The organism is Litorisediminicola beolgyonensis (assembly GCF_042679605.1).
Classification (GTDB): Bacteria; Pseudomonadota; Alphaproteobacteria; order Rhodobacterales; family Rhodobacteraceae; genus Litorisediminicola; species Litorisediminicola beolgyonensis.
The window spans coordinates 1-16,214 of sequence record NZ_JBHTMU010000048.1; the positions used below are offsets into that span (position 1 = coordinate 1).

Sequence of the window (16,214 nt, forward strand, 5' to 3'; positions counted from 1 at the left end):
CGCCTCGATCACCCGCATGCCGTTCGGCGAGAGCTGCAGCCCGGCGCCCACCTCGCGCAGCTCCGGTGCCTGCTCGAAGACCCGCACGCGCGCGACCCGCGACGCCAAGGCCGCCGCCACCGACAGGCCAGCGATGCCGCCGCCGATCACCGCGATGCGCGCGGTCTCCAGCCCGATCCTCCGCCCCGCCTCTTTCATCTGTCTGAAAATATCCCGGAGAGCGCGAGAGGCAGCGCCTCTCGCAGACGGGCCAACGGCCCGGCTCCCGCCTCGGGATGCAAAAAGCGCCGAAGCTTCCGCCCCGGCGCCTTCGTTTTCGGTCTTCCGCCCAAAGTGACGATCAGTCGTCGCGGTGCACGCGCTCGCGGCGCTCGTGACGCTCCTGCGCCTCGAGGCTCATGGTCGCGATCGGACGCGCGTCGAGCCGCTTCAGCGAAATCGGCTCGCCGGTCACTTCGCAGTAGCCGTATTCGCCATCCTCGATGCGGCGCAGCGCGGCGTCGATCTTGCTGACGAGCTTGCGCTGGCGATCGCGGGTGCGAAGTTCGATCGCACGATCGGTTTCTTCGCTGGCGCGGTCGGTCACGTCCGGAATGTTGCGGGTGGAATCCTGCAGCCCTTCGATCGTGTCGCGGCTGTCGGCCATCAGGTCATTCTTCCACATGATCAGCTTGCGGCGGAAATATTCCTGCTGGCGGTCGTTCATGAACGGTTCGTCTTCAGCCGGTCGGTAATCATCCGGCAGAAAGGACTCGGGTTTCATCGCGTCTCCCCTGTATAGCCCAGCCGCGCGTTTGAAATGCCGCGCATGTCTGGTTTCCCTGCGAGCCTGCATGTAATGGAAGCCCTTGAGGATGTCACTAAGGAATAACATAACCTTTGGGCGATTTTGCGGCAGTTTGCACACGTCTGGCCGCCGGTCGCCCAAGGCTGCTGACACGCGGGGAGCGCGATGAAATTCGAAGGCACCAAGGACTATGTCGCCACCGAGGATCTGACCCTCGCGGTCAATGCGGCGGTCACGCTGGAGCGCCCGCTCCTGGTCAAGGGCGAGCCCGGCACCGGCAAGACCGAGCTCGCGCGCCAGGTCGCCGCCGGGCTCGGGCTCAGGATGATCGAGTGGTCGGTGAAATCCACCACCAAGGCGCAGCAGGGTCTCTACGAATATGACGCGGTCAGCCGGCTGCGCGACAGCCAGCTCGGCGACGAGCGCGTGAACGACGTCGCCAACTACATCCGCAAGGGCAAGCTCTGGCAGGCCTTCGAGGCCGACGAGAAGGTCGTCCTGCTGATCGACGAGGTCGACAAGGCGGATATCGAGTTCCCGAACGATCTCCTGCAGGAGCTCGACCGGATGGAGTTCCATGTCTACGAGACCGGCGAGACCGTGAAGGCACGCCATCGCCCCATCGTGATCATCACCTCGAACAACGAAAAGGAACTGCCCGACGCCTTCCTGCGCCGCTGTTTCTTCCACTATATCCGCTTCCCCGATGCCGACACGCTGCGCAAGATCGTCGAGGTCCACCACCCCGGCATCAAGCCGCGTCTCCTGACCGAGGCGCTGACGCAGTTCTACGAGATCCGCGACCAAGCGGGTCTGAAGAAGAAACCCTCGACCTCCGAGGTTCTCGACTGGCTGAAGCTGCTCCTGGCCGAGGATCTCTCGGCCGAGGACCTCAAGCGCGACGGGACCGACGCTTTGCCCAAGCTGCATGGCGCGCTTCTGAAGAACGAGCAGGACGTGCATCTCTTCGAGCGGCTGGCCTTCATGGCGCGCAGGCAGGGCCGCTGATCCGTCGCGGCGCGCGCGCGCCCGGTTGGCGGAGCGGGTCACGCGATTCTCGCGCGCCTTAGTCCGCATCGGGGCAAGCGCCCCTCGGCATGGCAGTTCGCCCGGGCGTTGTTGCCCGGAGGACGCGGTTTTCCCCCTCAGATCAAGATTTTGTGGCGCACGCCTGAGGCGAGCGGAAGCCCGCGCGCGGAATGTTCATCGCTGCTCCACATTCCCCGCTTTTGCCTTAGACTGTCCGCACTACCGACAGAATAGACACCGATCTCTTGTCCACCTGAAAGCCACCGAGGCACATTTACTCAATGCCCCCTGCCGCCAATGTCGAGGTCCGGCCGCTGCGCCCCGAAGACAAGCCCGAATGGGCTGGCCTTTGGCACGATTACCTTGCGTTCTACGGCAGCACCGTCTCGGACGAGGTCTATGACAGCACCTTCGACCGTCTTCTGGGCGACGATCCGCGCGACTTCAGCGCCTTTGTCGCGGAACAGGACGGTCACTTGATCGGGCTGACCCATTACCTGTTCCACCGCCATGCCTGGCGCCTCGAGGATGTCTGCTACCTGCAGGATCTCTTCGCGGCGCCGAGCGCGCGGGGCACCGGCGTGGGTCGCGCGTTGATCGAGGCGGTCTATGCCGCCGCCGATCGTCACGGCGCAGGCTCGGTCTACTGGCTCACTCAGGACGACAATCACACCGCCCGGACGCTCTATGACCGCATCGGACGGTTGACCCCTTTCATCAAGTATCAGAGATCGTGATGCGCCGTTACCTGTTGCCCCTGATGTTGACCCTCGCAGCTTGTGCGCCGGCCTCGCCGCCGGACACGCCGACGCGGCTCGCAATCTCGGATGAAACCACCCTGCCTGCGATGAAGGCGTTCTCGGTGCCACGCCCCGAACGGCCGACGGTTTCGAACCGCGACCTCGCGCGCGACGTGCTCGACCTCGCCTTCTCGCTTGAAAGCGGGCGGCGGCTCAGCGTCTTCACGCGGTTCGAGGGTCCGATCGACGTGCGGGTGATCGGCCACGCGCCGCGAAGCCTCGGAACCGACCTCAACCGGCTGATCTACCGGCTCCAGAACGAAGGCCGCGTGCCGATCCGGCTGACGGGATCGGACCAGGCCCGGGTCACGATCCAGGCCGTGCCGCGCGCCACGATCCGCCGCCACCTGCCGCAGGCCGCCTGTTTCGTGGTGCCGAGCGTCCGCTCGCTCGAGGAATATGCCGCGCTCGGGCGCCGTCACCAGCCGAGCTGGACGACGCTCACCACCCGCGAGCACGTCACCATGGTGATCCCGTCGGACAGCACCCCGCAGGAATTGCGGGACTGCCTGCACGAAGAGCTGGCGCAGGCGCTGGGGCCGCTCAACGACCTCTACCGCCTACCCGACTCGGTCTTCAACGATGACAACGTCCATACCGTGCTGACCGGCTACGACATGCTGGTGATGCGCGTGTTCTACGACCCCGCGCTGCGTTCGGGCATGTCGCGCGCCGAGGTCTCCCGGCGCCTTCCCGCGATCCTGGCCCGCATCAACCCCGCGGGCGAGTCGCTGCCCTCGCACGCGCTTGCGACGACGCCCCGGCGCTGGATCGAAGCGGTGCAGGAAGCGCTCGGACCGGGCGCGTCGCCCGACCGCCGCCGCCGCGCCGCGATGCGCGCGCTGCAGGTCGCCTCGGCCATGGGATGGCAGGATCACCGCCGCGGTTTCTCGCATTACGCCATGGGGCGTGTCCTTCTCAGCGAAGACCCCGAGGAAGCGCGCCGCCAGTTCCTCAAGGCCGACGCGTTCTTCGCCGCGACCCCCGGCACCGCGCTCCATCGCGCCTATGTCGGCAGCCAGCTGGCCGCCTACGAGATCAGCCAGAACCGCCCCGACCGTGCGCTCATGTATCTCGGGCCGCAGCTCGATGTCGCCGCGCGGCACGAGAACGCCGCCCTTCTCGCGACGCTCATGCTCCTGCGCGCCGAGGCTCTCGACATGACCGGACGCGTCTCCGAAGCGCGCGAGGTGCGGCTGGACTCTCTGGGATGGGCTCGCTACGGGTTCGGCCCGGATTGGGCCGTGCGCACGAAACTGCGCGAGATCGCGGCCCTGAACCCCCTCAAGGGAGTCTGAGGCACAATGATCGTCATCGCGGGCGCCCTTCTGGGCGCCGCCCTGGGCGGGTTCAACGCCCGCCGCCGCAACGGCTCGGCCGCCGACATCGCGCAATATGCCGCGGCCTACGGCATCCTCTTCGCCCTGATCGGGCTGCTGGCGACCATCGCCATCGAGAAGGTCCTGCTGTAAACCGGGACCCATGTTCGTCCCGTTCTTCCAGGCCCTGCGCGGCGCCGGCGTTCCGGTCAGCTTGCGCGAATACCTCACCTTCCTCGAAGGCATGGCCCGCGGCGTGGCCGGTCACGACGTCGAGGCGTTCTACTTCCTCGCCCGCGCGGCGATGGTGAAGGACGAGCGCCATATCGACCGCTTCGACCGCGCCTTCGCGCAGTCCTTCCAGGGGCTCGAAGCGATCCCGCTCGACGCGGTTCTCGACGCCGTGAACCTGCCCGGCGACTGGCTCGCCAAGATGGCCGAGAAGCATCTGACCGACGAAGAGAAGGCCGAGATCGAGGCGCTCGGCGGCTTCGACAAGCTGATGGAGACCCTGCGCGAGCGCCTGAAAGAGCAGCAGGGACGGCATCAGGGCGGCAGCAAGTGGATCGGCACCGCCGGGACCTCGCCCTTCGGCGCCTATGGCTACAACCCCGAAGGCGTGCGCATCGGCCAGGAGGACAGCCGCCACCGCCGCGCGGTCAAGGTCTGGGACCGCCGCGAGTTCCGCGCCTATGACGACAGCATCGAGATCGGCACCCGCAACATCAAGGTCGCCCTGAAGCGCCTGCGCAAATGGGCGCGCGACGGGGCCGCCGACGAGCTGGACCTCGACGGGACCATCCGCGCCACCGCCGAACACGGCTATCTCGACGTGCAGACCCGTCCGGAGAAGCGCAACGCGGTCAAGGTGCTGCTGTTTCTCGACGTCGGCGGTTCGATGGACGACCACGTGAAGGTCGTGGAAGAGCTCTTCTCGGCCGCGCGGACCGAGTTCAAGCACCTGCGCCACTATTACTTCCACAATTGCCTCTACGAAGGCGTCTGGACCGACAACCGTCGCCGCTGGGACCAGCAGACCCCGACCCACGAGGTGCTGCGCACCTATGGCAGCGACTACAAATGCATCTTCGTCGGCGACGCCTCGATGTCGCCCTACGAGATCGCCATCCCCGGCGGCGCGAACGAGCATTGGAACCAGGAAGCCGGTCACGTCTGGCTGGACCGGGTTCGTGCGCAATGGCCGGACCATCTCTGGATCAACCCGGTGCCCGAGAAATACTGGCCCTACACCCAGTCCATCGGCATGATCCGCGAGATTTTTGAAGACCGCATGGTGCCGATGACGCTCGACGGAATAGAGCGCGGCATGCGCGAGCTTGCGCGCTGACGAGATGAAAATACCTATTTAAGTCAGACGCTTGAACACGAGCGCGCGCGCCTCCCTTTCCTCCGCGCGAACGCGGCGCAGGTTATCCGGCGCAAGCCCATCGACGCGCACCGCGCCCTCACGCCCAAGATAAGCGATTCCAGAATATATCGCGCGCGATATATGGAACTTTCGCGGAGGCGCCGCGTTGATCAAATGAACGAAGCATATCTCAACCAAGAAGGGAGATCATCATGGCGATCAAGAAATTCGGAACCGCGCACTGGGAAGGCAACCTGCAGCAGGGCACCGGCTCTGTCTCGACCGAATCCGGCGTGCTGGACGACGTGCAATACGGCTTCAACAAGCGTTTCGAGGATGAGCCCGGCTCGAACCCCGAAGAGCTCGTGGGCGCGGCACACGCGGCCTGCTACTCGATGGCGCTGTCGATGATTCTCGGCAATTACGACGCCACCGCCGACGCGATCGACACCAAGGCGACCGTGCATCTCGAGAAAGACGGCGACGGCTTCTCCGTCACCAAGGTCCATCTCGACGTGACCGCCTCGATCCCCGGCATGGATGCCGACAAGTTTGCCGAAGCGGCAAATGCCGCTAAGGAAGGCTGCCCGATCTCCAAGCTCTACAAGGGCGGCACCGCGGAGATCACCATGGACGCCAAGCTCGCCTGATCGGCACAAGCTGATCTGACGATTGCGAAAGCGCCCGGTCCAAGCGGCCGGGCGCTTTTCTTGTGCGCGCCGAACCCCCATATCTGGCGCATGTTCAAGCTGACGCCCCTGCTCCTCGCGCTGCTCTACGGATTCGTGCTCTATCGCTTCTCGGCGTGGCGCACGGCCAAGGAGCTGGACGCCCGCTCTACCGAGCTCGCCGATCCCCGCCTCAAGCGGCTGACCGACAAGATGGCCAGCGCGCTCGACCTGGAGCGTATCCGCGTCAACATCTACGAGATCGACCCCGTGAACGGTCTGGCCGCCCCGGACGGGCGCATCTTCATCACGCGCGGGTTTTTTCGGAAATACCAGCAGGGCGAGGTCAGCGCCGAGGAACTTGCCTCGGTGATCGCCCATGAGCTCGGTCACGTGGCCTTGGGCCATTCCCGGCGCCGCATGATCGACTTCTCCGGTCAGAACGCGATCCGGCTTCTCCTGGTGGGCATCCTCGGGCGGCTCCTGCCCGGGATTGGCATCTGGATCGCCAATGCCGTGACCTCGCTTCTGGCAGCCAAGCTTTCGCGGCAGGACGAGTACGAGGCCGACGCCTATGCCGCCGCGCTTCTCGCTAAGGCCGGGATCGGCATCGCGCCGCAGAAATCGCTGTTCCGCAAGCTCGAGGCGCTGACCCAATCGCGCGCGGGCGCGGTGCCCGCCTGGCTGATGAGCCACCCCAAGACCGACGAGCGCATCGCGGCGCTCGACGCGCTGGAGGCGCGCTGGGGCACGTCCTAGTCTGTGACCCCGAACCGGGCCTCGGCCCGGTCGATTCCGTTGACCTGAAGGATCAGCCGGTGCGGCCCGGGGTGCCAGGTGAAGGTCGAGGCGTTTCTTTTCAGAAGATGCCGTGCCGACACCCGCTCATCCATCTTGGCTTCGAGCTTCAGCGTCTTGATCTTGAACACCTTTTCCGCGACGCGGCCAGAGGGCCGATGGAATGCTATCCGGTAATCCACCATCGCCGTCACCGGGGCCTCCGCGGTCAGGACAACCTCGAACTCCAGCGCCGCGCCGATGCGCACACTCGGCGCCGCCACGGTCAGATCGGCCGCCACCGCCACATCCGGGTCGCAGCCGACCAGTCGCAACGCCTCGGGCTCGCCGCGCTTGACCGCGGTGCGCAGCGCGTGCCGGGTGATCCACCCCAATTCCTTGGAGGTCTGACGGTCCTCTGCCGCCCACTGAACGAGCCGCGAGGTCACAGCCCCGGGCACGATTTTCGATATGTCGTTCAGATGGTTAGCGACCGATCTTGTGACGTAGCGCGTGTCGTCCGCATGGAGCCGGTCGAGAAGCGGCAGGGGCCGCTCGGGATCGGTCCGGATGTTCGCAGCCCAAGGCAGACGCGGCCGCGTGCCCTCGCTCACCAGTCGGCGCACGTGGTATTTATCGTCCTCCACCCAGCGCTCCAGCCGCGCGAAGGTCTCGTCCGGCCAGCGGTTCAGGAATGGCCGGATGTAGAACTCCATCGAGAAGCGCCGCGTCGCGCGGTGCAGCAGATCGAGCGCGCGTTCGCGGTGATCCTCGAGACCATGCCGCACCGCCAGAACGCCGGGGACCGCATGAATGAAGCGCCCGAAGTCATTGTCTTTCAAGGAGGGATCGAGCTCGGGCGGCATCGCCGCCTCGAGCACCTCGGCCATCGCCGGAAAGGCGCGCGGCAACTGCCGCTCCAGCGCATCGGCGATCAGGTCGAGCCGCGCCAAAAGCGGCGTGCCGGGGAGCCCGGGCAGGACCTCGCCCAGAAACCGGTCCGGATCGAAGCCGGGCAAAACCGAATATTCCCGCGCCAGATCGCCGATGCTGTCCGGATTGAAGAGCTGGTCGGCCAGCGACACGCCCGTGCCGCCGCCCGCCCCGTCCGGTCCCCGCGCCACCGCTCAGAGCGTGACGTTGGTGGCGCCGCCGTCGAGAAGCACGTTCTGCCCGACCATGAAACCCGCATATTGCGAGCACATGAAGGCGCAGGTCTGGCCGAACTCCTCGGGCGTGCCGTAGCGCCGCGCCGGGATCGTCGCTTCCCGCTGCTTCTGCGCCTCGTCCATCGAGACGCCCTGCTGCTCGGACACGCCCTTGTCGAGCGAGGTGGCCCGGTCGGTGGCGTGGATTCCCGGCAGGAGGTTGTTGATGACGACCCCATGCGGCGCGACCTGACGCGAGGTGCCCGCGACAAAGCCCGTCAGGCCCGTCCGGGCCGAGTTCGACAGGCCCAGAACGGCGACCGGCGATTTGACCGACACCGAGGTGATGTTGACGACCCGTCCCCAGCCGCGCTCCATCATGCCCGGCAGCGTCGCCTGCATCAGCGCAATCGGCGTCAGCATGTTGGCATCGAGCGCGGCGATGAAATCCTCGCGGCTCCAGTCCGACCACAGGCCCGGCGGCGGGCCGCCCGCGTTGGTCACGAGAATGTCGACCGCGCCCGCGGCCTCGAGCACACGGGCCCGGCCGTCTTCCGAGACGATATCGGCCGCCACCGCGGTGACCTCGACGCCGAAGCGGTCGCGAATCGACGCGGCTGTCTCCTCCAGCGCGTCGGCGCCGCGCGCGTTCAGCACAAGGTTGCACCCCGCCTCTGCCAGGGCTTCGGCGCAGCCGCGCCCGAGCCCCTTGGACGACGCCGTGACCAGCGCCCGCTTGCCGCGAATTCCCAGATCCATCTCGTTCCTCCCGCGTCCGCCCCGTCGGCAAATCGCCGGGCCGGGGACCATTTGATGACACATTCTCTTTTCATAATTCGGACTTATAATGAAGGCTTAAAGGTGCGCGGTGGTCGCGGGCCGGAAAGGTCGCGGTGAGCAGGCACTTGGACGATAGACCGGCGCAGAGTATCGCCGCCTACCGGGCGGACCATTTCCGCGTCATCAACGGGGCCAATCTCGGCGACGGGATCGCACCGTCCGACGAGCTGATGCTCGACGATATCTATCACCTGTCGCCCGTTGCGAGCCTTGCGCGCCTGTCGGTCATCGCCCAGGCGGAGCCGCCCCTGATCATCGCGCCGGACACCGAGATCGGGCGCGCGGGTGCCGATCTGCATCTCGACTGCACGCTGACCTTCATGTCCGGCGACGGCGTGACCACCGAGGCGCTGGTGCTGGTGGAAACCGACGAGGACGGCCATATCGCCGAGGTCTATATGCTGCCCCTCGCGCCGCTCGAGCCGCGGCTCGATTACGCGCTGGTCGGAATCGACACCGAGGCGGCGCAGCGGACATTCGCGCAGATCGCCTGCGTCTCCTTCACCCGCGGCACACTCATCACCATGGCCTCGGGCGCCCAGCGCGGGGTCGAGGATCTGCGTCCCGGCGACCGGGTCCTGACCCGCGATCACGGGCCGCAGGAGATCCGCTGGATCGGTCAAAGCACCACCCGCGCAACCGGCGCTTTCGCACCGATCCTGATCCGGGCGGGCGCTTTGAACAACGCCAACGACCTCCTGGTGAGCCCGGACCATCGGCTCTTCATCTACCAGCGCTCCGACCGCGTCGGTGCCGGGCGCGCCGAGCTTCTGGTGCGCGCCCGGCATCTCGTGAACGGAACGACGATCCTGCGCCAGTCGGGCGGCTTCGTGGATTACTTCCAGATGCTCTTCGACCACCATCAGATCATCTTCGCCGAGGGCATCGCCGCGGAATCCATGCTGGTCGACACGCGCACCCGCGCGGTGCTGCCGAAAGAGGTCACGCAGCGGCTGAAGCAGCTCGTGCCCGGCCATTCCGACAGCGCCCATCGCGAGTTCGAGGTGCAGGAAGCGCTCCTGCGCCGCGCCGACATTGCCGAGATCCTGCGCAAGAGCTCTGCCGGATAGGTCTAGCCCATCGTGTAGAAGAACTCTTCCCGCACGATCTTGCCATCGGCGACATGGTAGACGCCGACCTCTTCCATCTGGACGCGCTGCCCGTTCGACCTGTCCGTCGCATCGACCTTAAAGACCACGGCGAAGCGGTCGTCGCCATGCAGGAAGGGCCCGGAGGTTTCGGTCGAGTGCTCCTCCATCGCCGTTTCCCACCATTCATGCTTGCCGTGGATGCCCGCGCGCCCCTCGGTCACCCGGCTGCCGCTTGGACCATCCATCGCCTCGACCGAAATGGCGTCCTCGGAGTAGAGCCGGTCGACATTGGCACGGGCCTTGCCATTGCGGCATCCTGCGACGAGCTCTTCTGCAATCTCTTTCAGGGTCATGATCTGTCTCCATCAAAATGTTCACTTAATGTTCCCGACCATGCCGGAGAGACCGATTCCCCGCAAGCGCTTTGCAAAGGCCCCGGCGCAGCGCCGCCGATCAATGCGAGCGCAGCGCCTCGATCAGCTCGTCCTTGGTCATGTCCGACCGCCCGTCAATGCCGATCTCCTGCGCGCGCTCGTAGAGCTCGTCCTTCGTCCAGTCTTCGTAGGGCGGAGCCTTGCCGCCTTTCTCTGACGGGTTCATGCCATCGTTCGCCTGCGCATTGGCGATGCGCGCGGCTTTCTCCTTCGACATGCCCTCGTCGCGCAGGTCGTCGTAAAGCTTCTCGTTCTTGATGCTCGGCCGGTCCATCGGGGTCATCCTTTCTCTGTTTGCGACCCAACAAACGGGCCTCGGGCACGGTTCCTCCGGCCTGGGCGCGCGCGGCCGGCGTCGGGCCGCGTATTTGCCAAAAAGAAGAAGCTGCATGCGCGCGATGGACGGACCCGTCGCGCCCGGCTATATGCCGCGCCATGCTGGATACCGCTTCGAACCGCCCCGCCCTGCCGCCCGAGATCGCGCGCCGTCGCACCTTTGCGATCATCAGCCATCCGGATGCCGGCAAGACCACGCTGACCGAGAAATTCCTGCTTTTCGGCGGCGCGATCCAGATGGCCGGTCAGGTCCGCGCCAAGGGCGAGGCGCGGCGGACGCGGTCGGATTTCATGCAGATGGAGAAGGACCGGGGGATCTCGGTCTCGGCCTCGGCCATGTCCTTCGATTATCGCGAGTTCCGCTTCAATCTCGTCGACACGCCCGGCCACTCGGATTTCTCCGAGGACACCTACCGCACCCTGACCGCCGTCGATGCCGCGATCATGGTGATCGATGGCGCCAAGGGGGTCGAGAGCCAGACACGGAAGTTGTTCGAGGTCTGCCGGTTGCGCGATCTGCCGATCCTGACCTTCTGCAACAAGATGGACCGGGAGAGCCGCGACGTCTTCGAGATCATCGATGAGATCCAGGAAAACCTCGCCATCGACGTGACGCCCGCCTCTTGGCCCATCGGCCAGGGGCGCGATTTCGTCGGCGCCTATGACATGCTGAACGACCGGCTCGAGCTGATGGACCGGGCCGATCGCAACAAGGTGGCCGAGACCATCCGCCTGACCGGGCTCGACGATCCGAAGCTGGCCGAGCACGTGCCCGCGCATCTCCTCGACCAGCTCCGCGAGGAGGTCGAGATGGCCCGCGAGCTGTTGCCGACGCTCGATCGGCAATCGGTGCTCGAAGGGCACATGACGCCGATCTGGTTCGGCTCGGCGATCAACTCCTTCGGCGTGAAGGAGCTGATGGACGGGATCGGCCGCCTCGCCCCCGAGCCGCAGCCGCAGCAGGCCGAGCCCCGCCAGATCGCCCCCGAAGAGGACAAGGTCGCGGGCTTCGTCTTCAAGGTCCAGGCCAACATGGACCCCAAGCACCGCGACCGCGTGGCCTTCGTGCGGCTCGCGTCGGGGCATTTCGAGCGCGGGATGAAGCTCACCCATGTGCGCTCGAAGAAACCGATGGCGATCACCAACCCGGTGCTCTTCCTCGCCTCCGACCGCGAACTGGCCGAAGAGGCCTGGGCGGGCGACATCATCGGCATCCCCAATCACGGCCAGCTCCGGATCGGCGACACCCTGACCGAGGGCGAGATGCTGAAGGCCACGGGCATCCCCTCCTTCGCGCCGGAGCTTCTGCAGGGCGTGCGCGCGGGCGATCCGATGAAGGCCAAGCATCTCGAGAAGGCGCTGATGCAATTTGCCGAGGAAGGCGCGGCCAAGGTCTTCAAGCCCGATATCGGCTCTGGCTTTATCGTCGGCGTCGTCGGCCAGCTGCAATTCGAGGTGCTGGGCAGCCGGATCGAGCTCGAATACGGTCTGCCGGTGCGCTTCGAGGCGTCGCAATTCACCTCGGCCCGCTGGGTGCACGGTCCCCGCGACAAGGTCGAGGCCTTCGCCGCGAAGAACAAGCAGCACATCGCGCATGACAATGATGGCGACGTGGTCTACCTGACGCGGCTGCAATGGGACATCGACCGGGTCGAGCGCGACTATCCCGAGATCACGCTCTCGGCCACCAAGGAAATGATGGTCTGACCCTGCGCGCCGAGCCCTTGGCCTCATCTGTCGGATAAATATCCCGGAGAGCGCGAGAGGCAGCGCGATGATCGGGACGATCAGCGCGCCAGACATGCCGGGGCGCGCAGGCGCCCCGTCCTTTCGGAAAATCGGCTCGGGAAAGCGGTGTTCGGCACCCGGTTGGGGCAGGAATGTCCCCGCCCGGGTGCCGCCGTTCCAGGCGTCGGCACGAAACCTGCCTTCTGCAGGGGCCGAGCGCCGCTCCGCGCGTTCTGCGCGGTGGTCGATCTGGCCAGAGACCGGCCGATCCCCAATCTGCCCGGGCCGCGCGGTCCTGCTCAAGACGCGGGGCTGGCCGACGGGGCGGGTCCTGGCATTCAGCCCCGAACCTGCCTCGGTGATATCGGCTTAACCTTAATCGACGGTTAACGGGACGGCCGCGCCGTGACCGCGCGGCGCAATTCCTCGACCAGTGTCTCGCGCGGCAGACCGCTCCGCGCTTCGAGCCGTTTCAGGCCGAAATGCACCCGCGCCATCTCTTGGTAATAGCTCGTATAGGCGTAGTTCGTCGCCGCGCCCGCCGCCGCACCGATCACCGGGATGGTCTGGGTGGCCAGCTTCTGGCCCATCACCGTCGCGAGACGCGGGGCGATCCGGGCCAGAAGACCATGCACGGTCGCGCCCGTCAGCGTCACCCGCGCGGTCAGAAAGGCCATGTCCGCGCCGTCATCGCTGGCCAGCGGCCCGGCCGAGCCGAAGACCGCGAGGCATTCCTTCTGCACCTCCGGGTCGTCGGGGTCGAAGCCATGCTCGGCGGCAATCCCCTGGATCGCGCGCAGAAGCACCGTTGTCGTGACCGGAAGCTCTGCCAGCGCCGTCGGCAAACCGCCCGCGCCGCCCGCCGCCCCCATCGCCGTGGTGAGCGCGGTGTTGAGCCAGCCCTTCTGGTCCGGGACCACGCTCCGCGACTGCGCCGCGGCCCGGAGCGCGACTTCGAGCGCGCGCGTCGTGGCCTCTTCCAGCCGGTCCTTCACGCGGTCCGGCAGCCGTTCGAGCAGGTTCTCGGCCTGCCCGCCGACGATGTTCAGGATCTGGATGCCGACGCCGCTCGCGGCGCGGTGGCGCCGGGCCAGCTCGGCGATGTCAGTGCGAATGTCCGCGGCCACGAGATCGGTTCCCGTCACGCCCTACCCTCCCAATGTTGACAGCCTTAACATGGGGCGCGGGCGCGCGCGGTTCAACGGGCCTTTTCGACGAGCCCCGCGATCCCGTCCCAGGCGCCCGGTTCGAGCGCCAGCGTGAGCACGCGCTCGGGATTCGTGGGCGGCGGCATCTCGATCTCGCCCGAGCGTTCGAAGCCGAAGCGCGCGTAATAGGGCGCGTCTCCCACCAGCAGAACCCGCGACCAGCGCCCGCGCGCGCGTTCGAGCGAGCCCTGGATCAAGGCCGCGCCGAGACCCTCGCCCTGGGCGGTCGGATGCACCGCGACCGGCCCAAGAAGCAGCACCTCCGCCGCGCCCACGCGCACTGGCCAGTAGCGGATCGCGCCGCCCAGTCGCCGGGCCTCGTCGCGCGCCACGAGGCAAAGTTCCGGCACCGGCGGCACGTCGTCGCGCAGGCGGTAGGAGGACAAAGCCGTGCGGCCCGGCGCAAAGCAGAGATCGTAGAGTGCCTCGACCTCCCACCAATCCTCGTCAGTTTCGCGGCTCAGGGTGAACACGGGCGGTCGTGGCGCTCCATCGCGGGCAAGTGTTTGAACCTCTGGCGCATTCGGTTACCTATGCGCCGGACCCTGCGCCTAGCACGCGCGCCCGGCCCGGGCAAATGCCCGCCTGACAGGAGAGAGCGATGTTCTACCGCCCCGAAGACGGCCACGGCCTGCCGCACAACCCGTTCAACGCCATCGTGACCCCGCGCCCGATCGGCTGGATCTCGACGCGCGGGGCCGATGGCTCCGAAAACCTCGCGCCCTATTCCTTCTTCAACGCGGTCGCCTACACCCCGCCGCAGGTGATCTTCTCGTCGACCTCCGCAAAGGAGGATCGGGGCGACACCAAGGACAGTCTCGCCAATATCCGCGAAACGGGCGTTTTCTGCGCCAATATCGTGTCCTACGAGCTGCGCGACATGATGAACCAGAGCTCGGGCCCCTGGCCCAAGGAAACCGACGAGTTCGAGCTGACCGGGCTCGAGCGCGCCGAGTGCGAGACCATCGCCTGTTCGCGCGTGGTGGCCGCGCCCGCCTCGCTCGAATGCCGCATGACCCAGATCATCAAGCTCGAGGGCGAGAGCAATTTCCTGACGATCGGCACGGTGACGGGCGTGCATATGCGCGACGACTGCCTTGTGGATGGGGTGTTCGACGTGCTGACCTTCAACCCGCTGACCCGCATGGGCTACCGCGATTACTCGGTCATCCGCGAGAAATTCTCGCTCAAGCGCCCGGGCGACTGATGACGCCGGTCACGGATGTCGCCGCGCTCGAGGCGCTCTACCCGCCCGCGAACCCTGCGTCGCTCGACAAGGTCGCGGACCATCTGACGCCGCTCTACCGCGACTGGATCGGAGCCTCGCGCTTCGCGATCCTGTCGACGGTGGGACCTGAAGGCACCGATGCCAGCCCGCGCGGCGAGGATGGCCCCGTCGCCCGGATCGAGGATGCGCGCACCCTCGCCCTGCCCGATTGGCGCGGAAACAACCGGCTCGATTCGCTGCGAAACATCCTGCGCGACGGTCGCGCCAGCCTGATGTTTCTTGTGCCCGGCAGCCAGAACGTGGTGCGGGTGAACGGCCGGGCGGTGGTCACGGCGGACGCGGCGGTCTGCGCCTCGTTCGAGCGCGACGGCAAACGCCCCGCGACCGTGATCGTCTTTACGGTCGGCGAGGTCTATTTCCAATGCGCCAAGGCGGTGATGCGCTCGGCCCTCTGGACCTCGGGCGACCGGTCCGGCGATCTGCCGAGCGCCGGCGATTTCTTGCGTGAGGCGAAGGACGGCTTCGACGCGGAGCGCTACGACCGCGACTATCCGAGCCACGCCCGCGAGACCCTCTGGTAGAGCCGCTCCGGGCGCGTCCGCGACCGGAAACTGTACAGATGTTTCGCTGCGAAACATCTGTGCATGTCCGCCGTTTCGGCGCCGGGCGTTCGCTTGCGGGGACGGTCATGCTAAAGACGGGGCCTCACCGATGGAGGGAGCCATGGACCAGCACCTTTGAAAAGACAGACCTGACCTGACTTTCCAAAGGAGTTTCCCATGCCCGGCCTCCCCGACGCCTCGCGCGTCCATCCCATCATCCTGCCCGACGGAACCCCGCATCTCGGCACCGTGCATCTCGCGCGCGTCGCGGATCATCCCAGATTGCGCGTCGGCGATTTCACCTATGCCTCCGATTTCGATCCGCCGCCCGAGGACGGCTGGGTCGCGCGCCTTGCGCCCTATCTCTTCGATTTCGCGGAGGAGGAGCTGGTGATCGGCAAGTTCTGCCAGATCGCCCATGGCGTGCGCTTCATCGGCGCCGCGGCGAACCATGCGACGCGCGGGATCTCCACCTACCCCTTCGCCGTGTTCGATCCAGATCGCATGCAAGGCTATGCCCCGGACAGCCGCGACACCGTGGTCGGCCACGACGTCTGGCTGGGCTACAACGCGCTGGTCCTGCCCGGAGCGAAGATCGGCAATGGCGTGGTCGTCGGCGCGGGTGCCGTCGTGCGCGGCGAGGTGCCCGATTACGCAGTCGTCACCGGCAACCCGGCGCATATGGTGCGGATGCGCTTTTCCCCGGACGAGATCGAGACGCTCAACGCCCTTGCCTGGTGGGATTGGGAGCCCGCGCGGATCGAAGCCGCCCGTCCGGCGCTGGAAGCGGCAGATGTGGCGGCACTCGCGCGGCTCTGACGGTCTCGCCCCGGCACCCTCCTGAGGGCGC

General features: G+C 66.6%; 19 protein-coding genes and 1 pseudogene. 12 read left to right on the forward strand and 8 right to left on the reverse strand.

Annotated elements, in window-relative coordinates:
• Both ACFQ4E_RS18210 and dksA read right to left on the reverse strand, forming a co-directional pair.
• Positions 1-282: pseudogene (locus tag ACFQ4E_RS18210) on the reverse strand (NAD(P)-binding protein); the annotation flags it as partial.
• A gap of 58 nt (positions 283-340) precedes the next feature.
• A complete protein-coding gene (gene dksA, locus ACFQ4E_RS18215) occupies positions 341-763 on the reverse strand; it encodes an RNA polymerase-binding protein DksA (protein ID WP_386805957.1) in 423 nt (140 codons plus the stop codon).
• A 189-nt stretch (positions 764-952) separates the two neighbouring features.
• Here dksA and ACFQ4E_RS18220 point away from each other — a divergent pair, with 189 nt between their 5' ends.
• The 7 genes from ACFQ4E_RS18220 to ACFQ4E_RS18250 all read left to right on the forward strand — a co-directional run bounded on the left by ACFQ4E_RS18220 (position 953) and on the right by ACFQ4E_RS18250 (position 6,731).
• Positions 953-1,795, forward strand: coding sequence for an AAA family ATPase (locus ACFQ4E_RS18220; RefSeq protein ID WP_386805958.1), 843 nt, complete (start codon positions 953-955; stop codon positions 1,793-1,795).
• Between the two features lie 302 nt (positions 1,796-2,097).
• Positions 2,098-2,553, forward strand: coding sequence for a GNAT family N-acetyltransferase (locus ACFQ4E_RS18225; protein WP_386805959.1), 456 nt, complete (start codon positions 2,098-2,100; stop codon positions 2,551-2,553).
• Entirely contained in the window at positions 2,553-3,914 is a 1,362-nt protein-coding gene (locus ACFQ4E_RS18230; protein ID WP_386805960.1) for a DUF2927 domain-containing protein, read from the forward strand. The genes ACFQ4E_RS18225 and ACFQ4E_RS18230 overlap by 1 nt, the downstream gene beginning before the upstream one ends.
• A gap of 6 nt (positions 3,915-3,920) precedes the next feature.
• Complete coding sequence (locus ACFQ4E_RS18235; RefSeq protein ID WP_386805961.1) at positions 3,921-4,088, forward strand: apolipoprotein acyltransferase; 168 nt, start codon at positions 3,921-3,923, stop codon at positions 4,086-4,088.
• Between the two features lie 10 nt (positions 4,089-4,098).
• Positions 4,099-5,283 (forward strand): vWA domain-containing protein, encoded by a 1,185-nt coding sequence (locus tag ACFQ4E_RS18240; RefSeq protein WP_386805962.1) that lies wholly within the window; start codon positions 4,099-4,101, stop codon positions 5,281-5,283.
• Positions 5,284-5,522: 239 nt separating this feature from the next.
• Positions 5,523-5,954 (forward strand): OsmC family protein, encoded by a 432-nt coding sequence (locus ACFQ4E_RS18245; RefSeq protein ID WP_386805985.1) that lies wholly within the window; start codon positions 5,523-5,525, stop codon positions 5,952-5,954.
• A gap of 90 nt (positions 5,955-6,044) precedes the next feature.
• Positions 6,045-6,731, forward strand: a complete 687-nt coding sequence (locus ACFQ4E_RS18250; RefSeq protein ID WP_386805986.1) for a M48 family metalloprotease — start codon at positions 6,045-6,047, stop codon at positions 6,729-6,731.
• Here the strand turns inward: ACFQ4E_RS18250 and ACFQ4E_RS18255 are convergent.
• Both ACFQ4E_RS18255 and ACFQ4E_RS18260 read right to left on the reverse strand, forming a co-directional pair.
• A complete protein-coding gene (locus ACFQ4E_RS18255) occupies positions 6,728-7,873 on the reverse strand; it encodes a hypothetical protein (protein WP_386805963.1) in 1,146 nt (381 codons plus the stop codon). The genes ACFQ4E_RS18250 and ACFQ4E_RS18255 overlap by 4 nt on opposite strands.
• Before the next feature lie 3 nt (positions 7,874-7,876).
• Positions 7,877-8,656 carry an SDR family oxidoreductase gene (locus tag ACFQ4E_RS18260; RefSeq protein WP_386805964.1) on the reverse strand — a complete coding sequence of 260 codons (780 nt, stop codon included), beginning with the start codon at positions 8,654-8,656 and terminating at the stop codon, positions 7,877-7,879.
• Between the two features lie 146 nt (positions 8,657-8,802).
• Between ACFQ4E_RS18260 and ACFQ4E_RS18265 the strand changes: the two genes are divergently transcribed.
• Positions 8,803-9,807, forward strand: a complete 1,005-nt coding sequence (locus ACFQ4E_RS18265; protein ID WP_386805965.1) for a Hint domain-containing protein — start codon at positions 8,803-8,805, stop codon at positions 9,805-9,807.
• 2 nt (positions 9,808-9,809) lie between these two features.
• Here the strand turns inward: ACFQ4E_RS18265 and ACFQ4E_RS18270 are convergent, their stop codons facing one another.
• Entirely contained in the window at positions 9,810-10,181 is a 372-nt protein-coding gene (locus ACFQ4E_RS18270) for a SnoaL-like domain-containing protein (protein WP_386805966.1), read from the reverse strand.
• A 100-nt stretch (positions 10,182-10,281) separates the two neighbouring features.
• Complete coding sequence (locus tag ACFQ4E_RS18275; RefSeq protein ID WP_386805967.1) at positions 10,282-10,536, reverse strand: DUF7218 family protein; 255 nt, start codon at positions 10,534-10,536, stop codon at positions 10,282-10,284.
• Positions 10,537-10,697: 161 nt separating this feature from the next.
• On the opposite strand from ACFQ4E_RS18275, the gene ACFQ4E_RS18280 reads away from it, so the two are divergent.
• Positions 10,698-12,305, forward strand: a complete 1,608-nt coding sequence (locus ACFQ4E_RS18280; RefSeq protein WP_386805968.1) for a peptide chain release factor 3 — start codon at positions 10,698-10,700, stop codon at positions 12,303-12,305.
• 407 nt (positions 12,306-12,712) lie between these two features.
• Here the strand turns inward: ACFQ4E_RS18280 and ACFQ4E_RS18285 are convergent, their stop codons facing one another.
• Together ACFQ4E_RS18285 and ACFQ4E_RS18290 are read right to left on the reverse strand one after the other, a co-directional pair.
• On the reverse strand, positions 12,713-13,471 hold the full coding sequence (locus ACFQ4E_RS18285) for an EcsC family protein (RefSeq protein WP_386805969.1): 759 nt from the start codon (positions 13,469-13,471) through the stop codon (positions 12,713-12,715).
• A 53-nt stretch (positions 13,472-13,524) separates the two neighbouring features.
• A complete protein-coding gene (locus tag ACFQ4E_RS18290; protein ID WP_386805970.1) occupies positions 13,525-14,007 on the reverse strand; it encodes a GNAT family N-acetyltransferase in 483 nt (160 codons plus the stop codon).
• A gap of 128 nt (positions 14,008-14,135) precedes the next feature.
• On the opposite strand from ACFQ4E_RS18290, the gene ACFQ4E_RS18295 reads away from it, so the two are divergent.
• The 3 genes from ACFQ4E_RS18295 (at position 14,136) to ACFQ4E_RS18305 (ending at position 16,183) form a co-directional block, all read left to right on the forward strand.
• Positions 14,136-14,741, forward strand: a complete 606-nt coding sequence (locus ACFQ4E_RS18295; RefSeq protein ID WP_386805971.1) for a flavin reductase family protein — start codon at positions 14,136-14,138, stop codon at positions 14,739-14,741.
• Entirely contained in the window at positions 14,741-15,343 is a 603-nt protein-coding gene (locus ACFQ4E_RS18300) for a pyridoxamine 5'-phosphate oxidase family protein (RefSeq protein WP_386805972.1), read from the forward strand. The genes ACFQ4E_RS18295 and ACFQ4E_RS18300 overlap by 1 nt, the downstream gene beginning before the upstream one ends.
• Before the next feature lie 198 nt (positions 15,344-15,541).
• A complete protein-coding gene (locus ACFQ4E_RS18305) occupies positions 15,542-16,183 on the forward strand; it encodes a CatB-related O-acetyltransferase (protein ID WP_386805973.1) in 642 nt (213 codons plus the stop codon).
• The last annotated feature ends 31 nt before the right edge of the window (positions 16,184-16,214 follow it).

Excerpts from the sequence above, each read along its gene's own strand:
- ACFQ4E_RS18260 (WP_386805964.1), bottom strand. The coding sequence starts at position 8,656 with ATGGATCTGGGAATTCGCGGCAAGCGGGCGCTGGTCACGGCGTCGTCC.
- ACFQ4E_RS18220 (WP_386805958.1), top strand. The coding sequence starts at position 953 with ATGAAATTCGAAGGCACCAAGGACTATGTCGCCACCGAGGATCTGACC.
- ACFQ4E_RS18230 (WP_386805960.1), top strand. The coding sequence starts at position 2,553 with ATGCGCCGTTACCTGTTGCCCCTGATGTTGACCCTCGCAGCTTGTGCG.
- ACFQ4E_RS18300 (WP_386805972.1), top strand. The coding sequence starts at position 14,741 with ATGACGCCGGTCACGGATGTCGCCGCGCTCGAGGCGCTCTACCCGCCC.
- ACFQ4E_RS18240 (WP_386805962.1), top strand. The coding sequence starts at position 4,099 with ATGTTCGTCCCGTTCTTCCAGGCCCTGCGCGGCGCCGGCGTTCCGGTC.
- ACFQ4E_RS18305 (WP_386805973.1), top strand. The coding sequence starts at position 15,542 with ATGCCCGGCCTCCCCGACGCCTCGCGCGTCCATCCCATCATCCTGCCC.
- ACFQ4E_RS18275 (WP_386805967.1), bottom strand. The coding sequence starts at position 10,536 with ATGGACCGGCCGAGCATCAAGAACGAGAAGCTTTACGACGACCTGCGC.
- ACFQ4E_RS18250 (WP_386805986.1), top strand. The coding sequence starts at position 6,045 with ATGTTCAAGCTGACGCCCCTGCTCCTCGCGCTGCTCTACGGATTCGTG.
- ACFQ4E_RS18225 (WP_386805959.1), top strand. The coding sequence starts at position 2,098 with ATGCCCCCTGCCGCCAATGTCGAGGTCCGGCCGCTGCGCCCCGAAGAC.
- ACFQ4E_RS18280 (WP_386805968.1), top strand. The coding sequence starts at position 10,698 with ATGCTGGATACCGCTTCGAACCGCCCCGCCCTGCCGCCCGAGATCGCG.
- dksA (WP_386805957.1), bottom strand. The coding sequence starts at position 763 with ATGAAACCCGAGTCCTTTCTGCCGGATGATTACCGACCGGCTGAAGAC.
- ACFQ4E_RS18270 (WP_386805966.1), bottom strand. The coding sequence starts at position 10,181 with ATGACCCTGAAAGAGATTGCAGAAGAGCTCGTCGCAGGATGCCGCAAT.
- ACFQ4E_RS18295 (WP_386805971.1), top strand. The coding sequence starts at position 14,136 with ATGTTCTACCGCCCCGAAGACGGCCACGGCCTGCCGCACAACCCGTTC.
- ACFQ4E_RS18235 (WP_386805961.1), top strand. The coding sequence starts at position 3,921 with ATGATCGTCATCGCGGGCGCCCTTCTGGGCGCCGCCCTGGGCGGGTTC.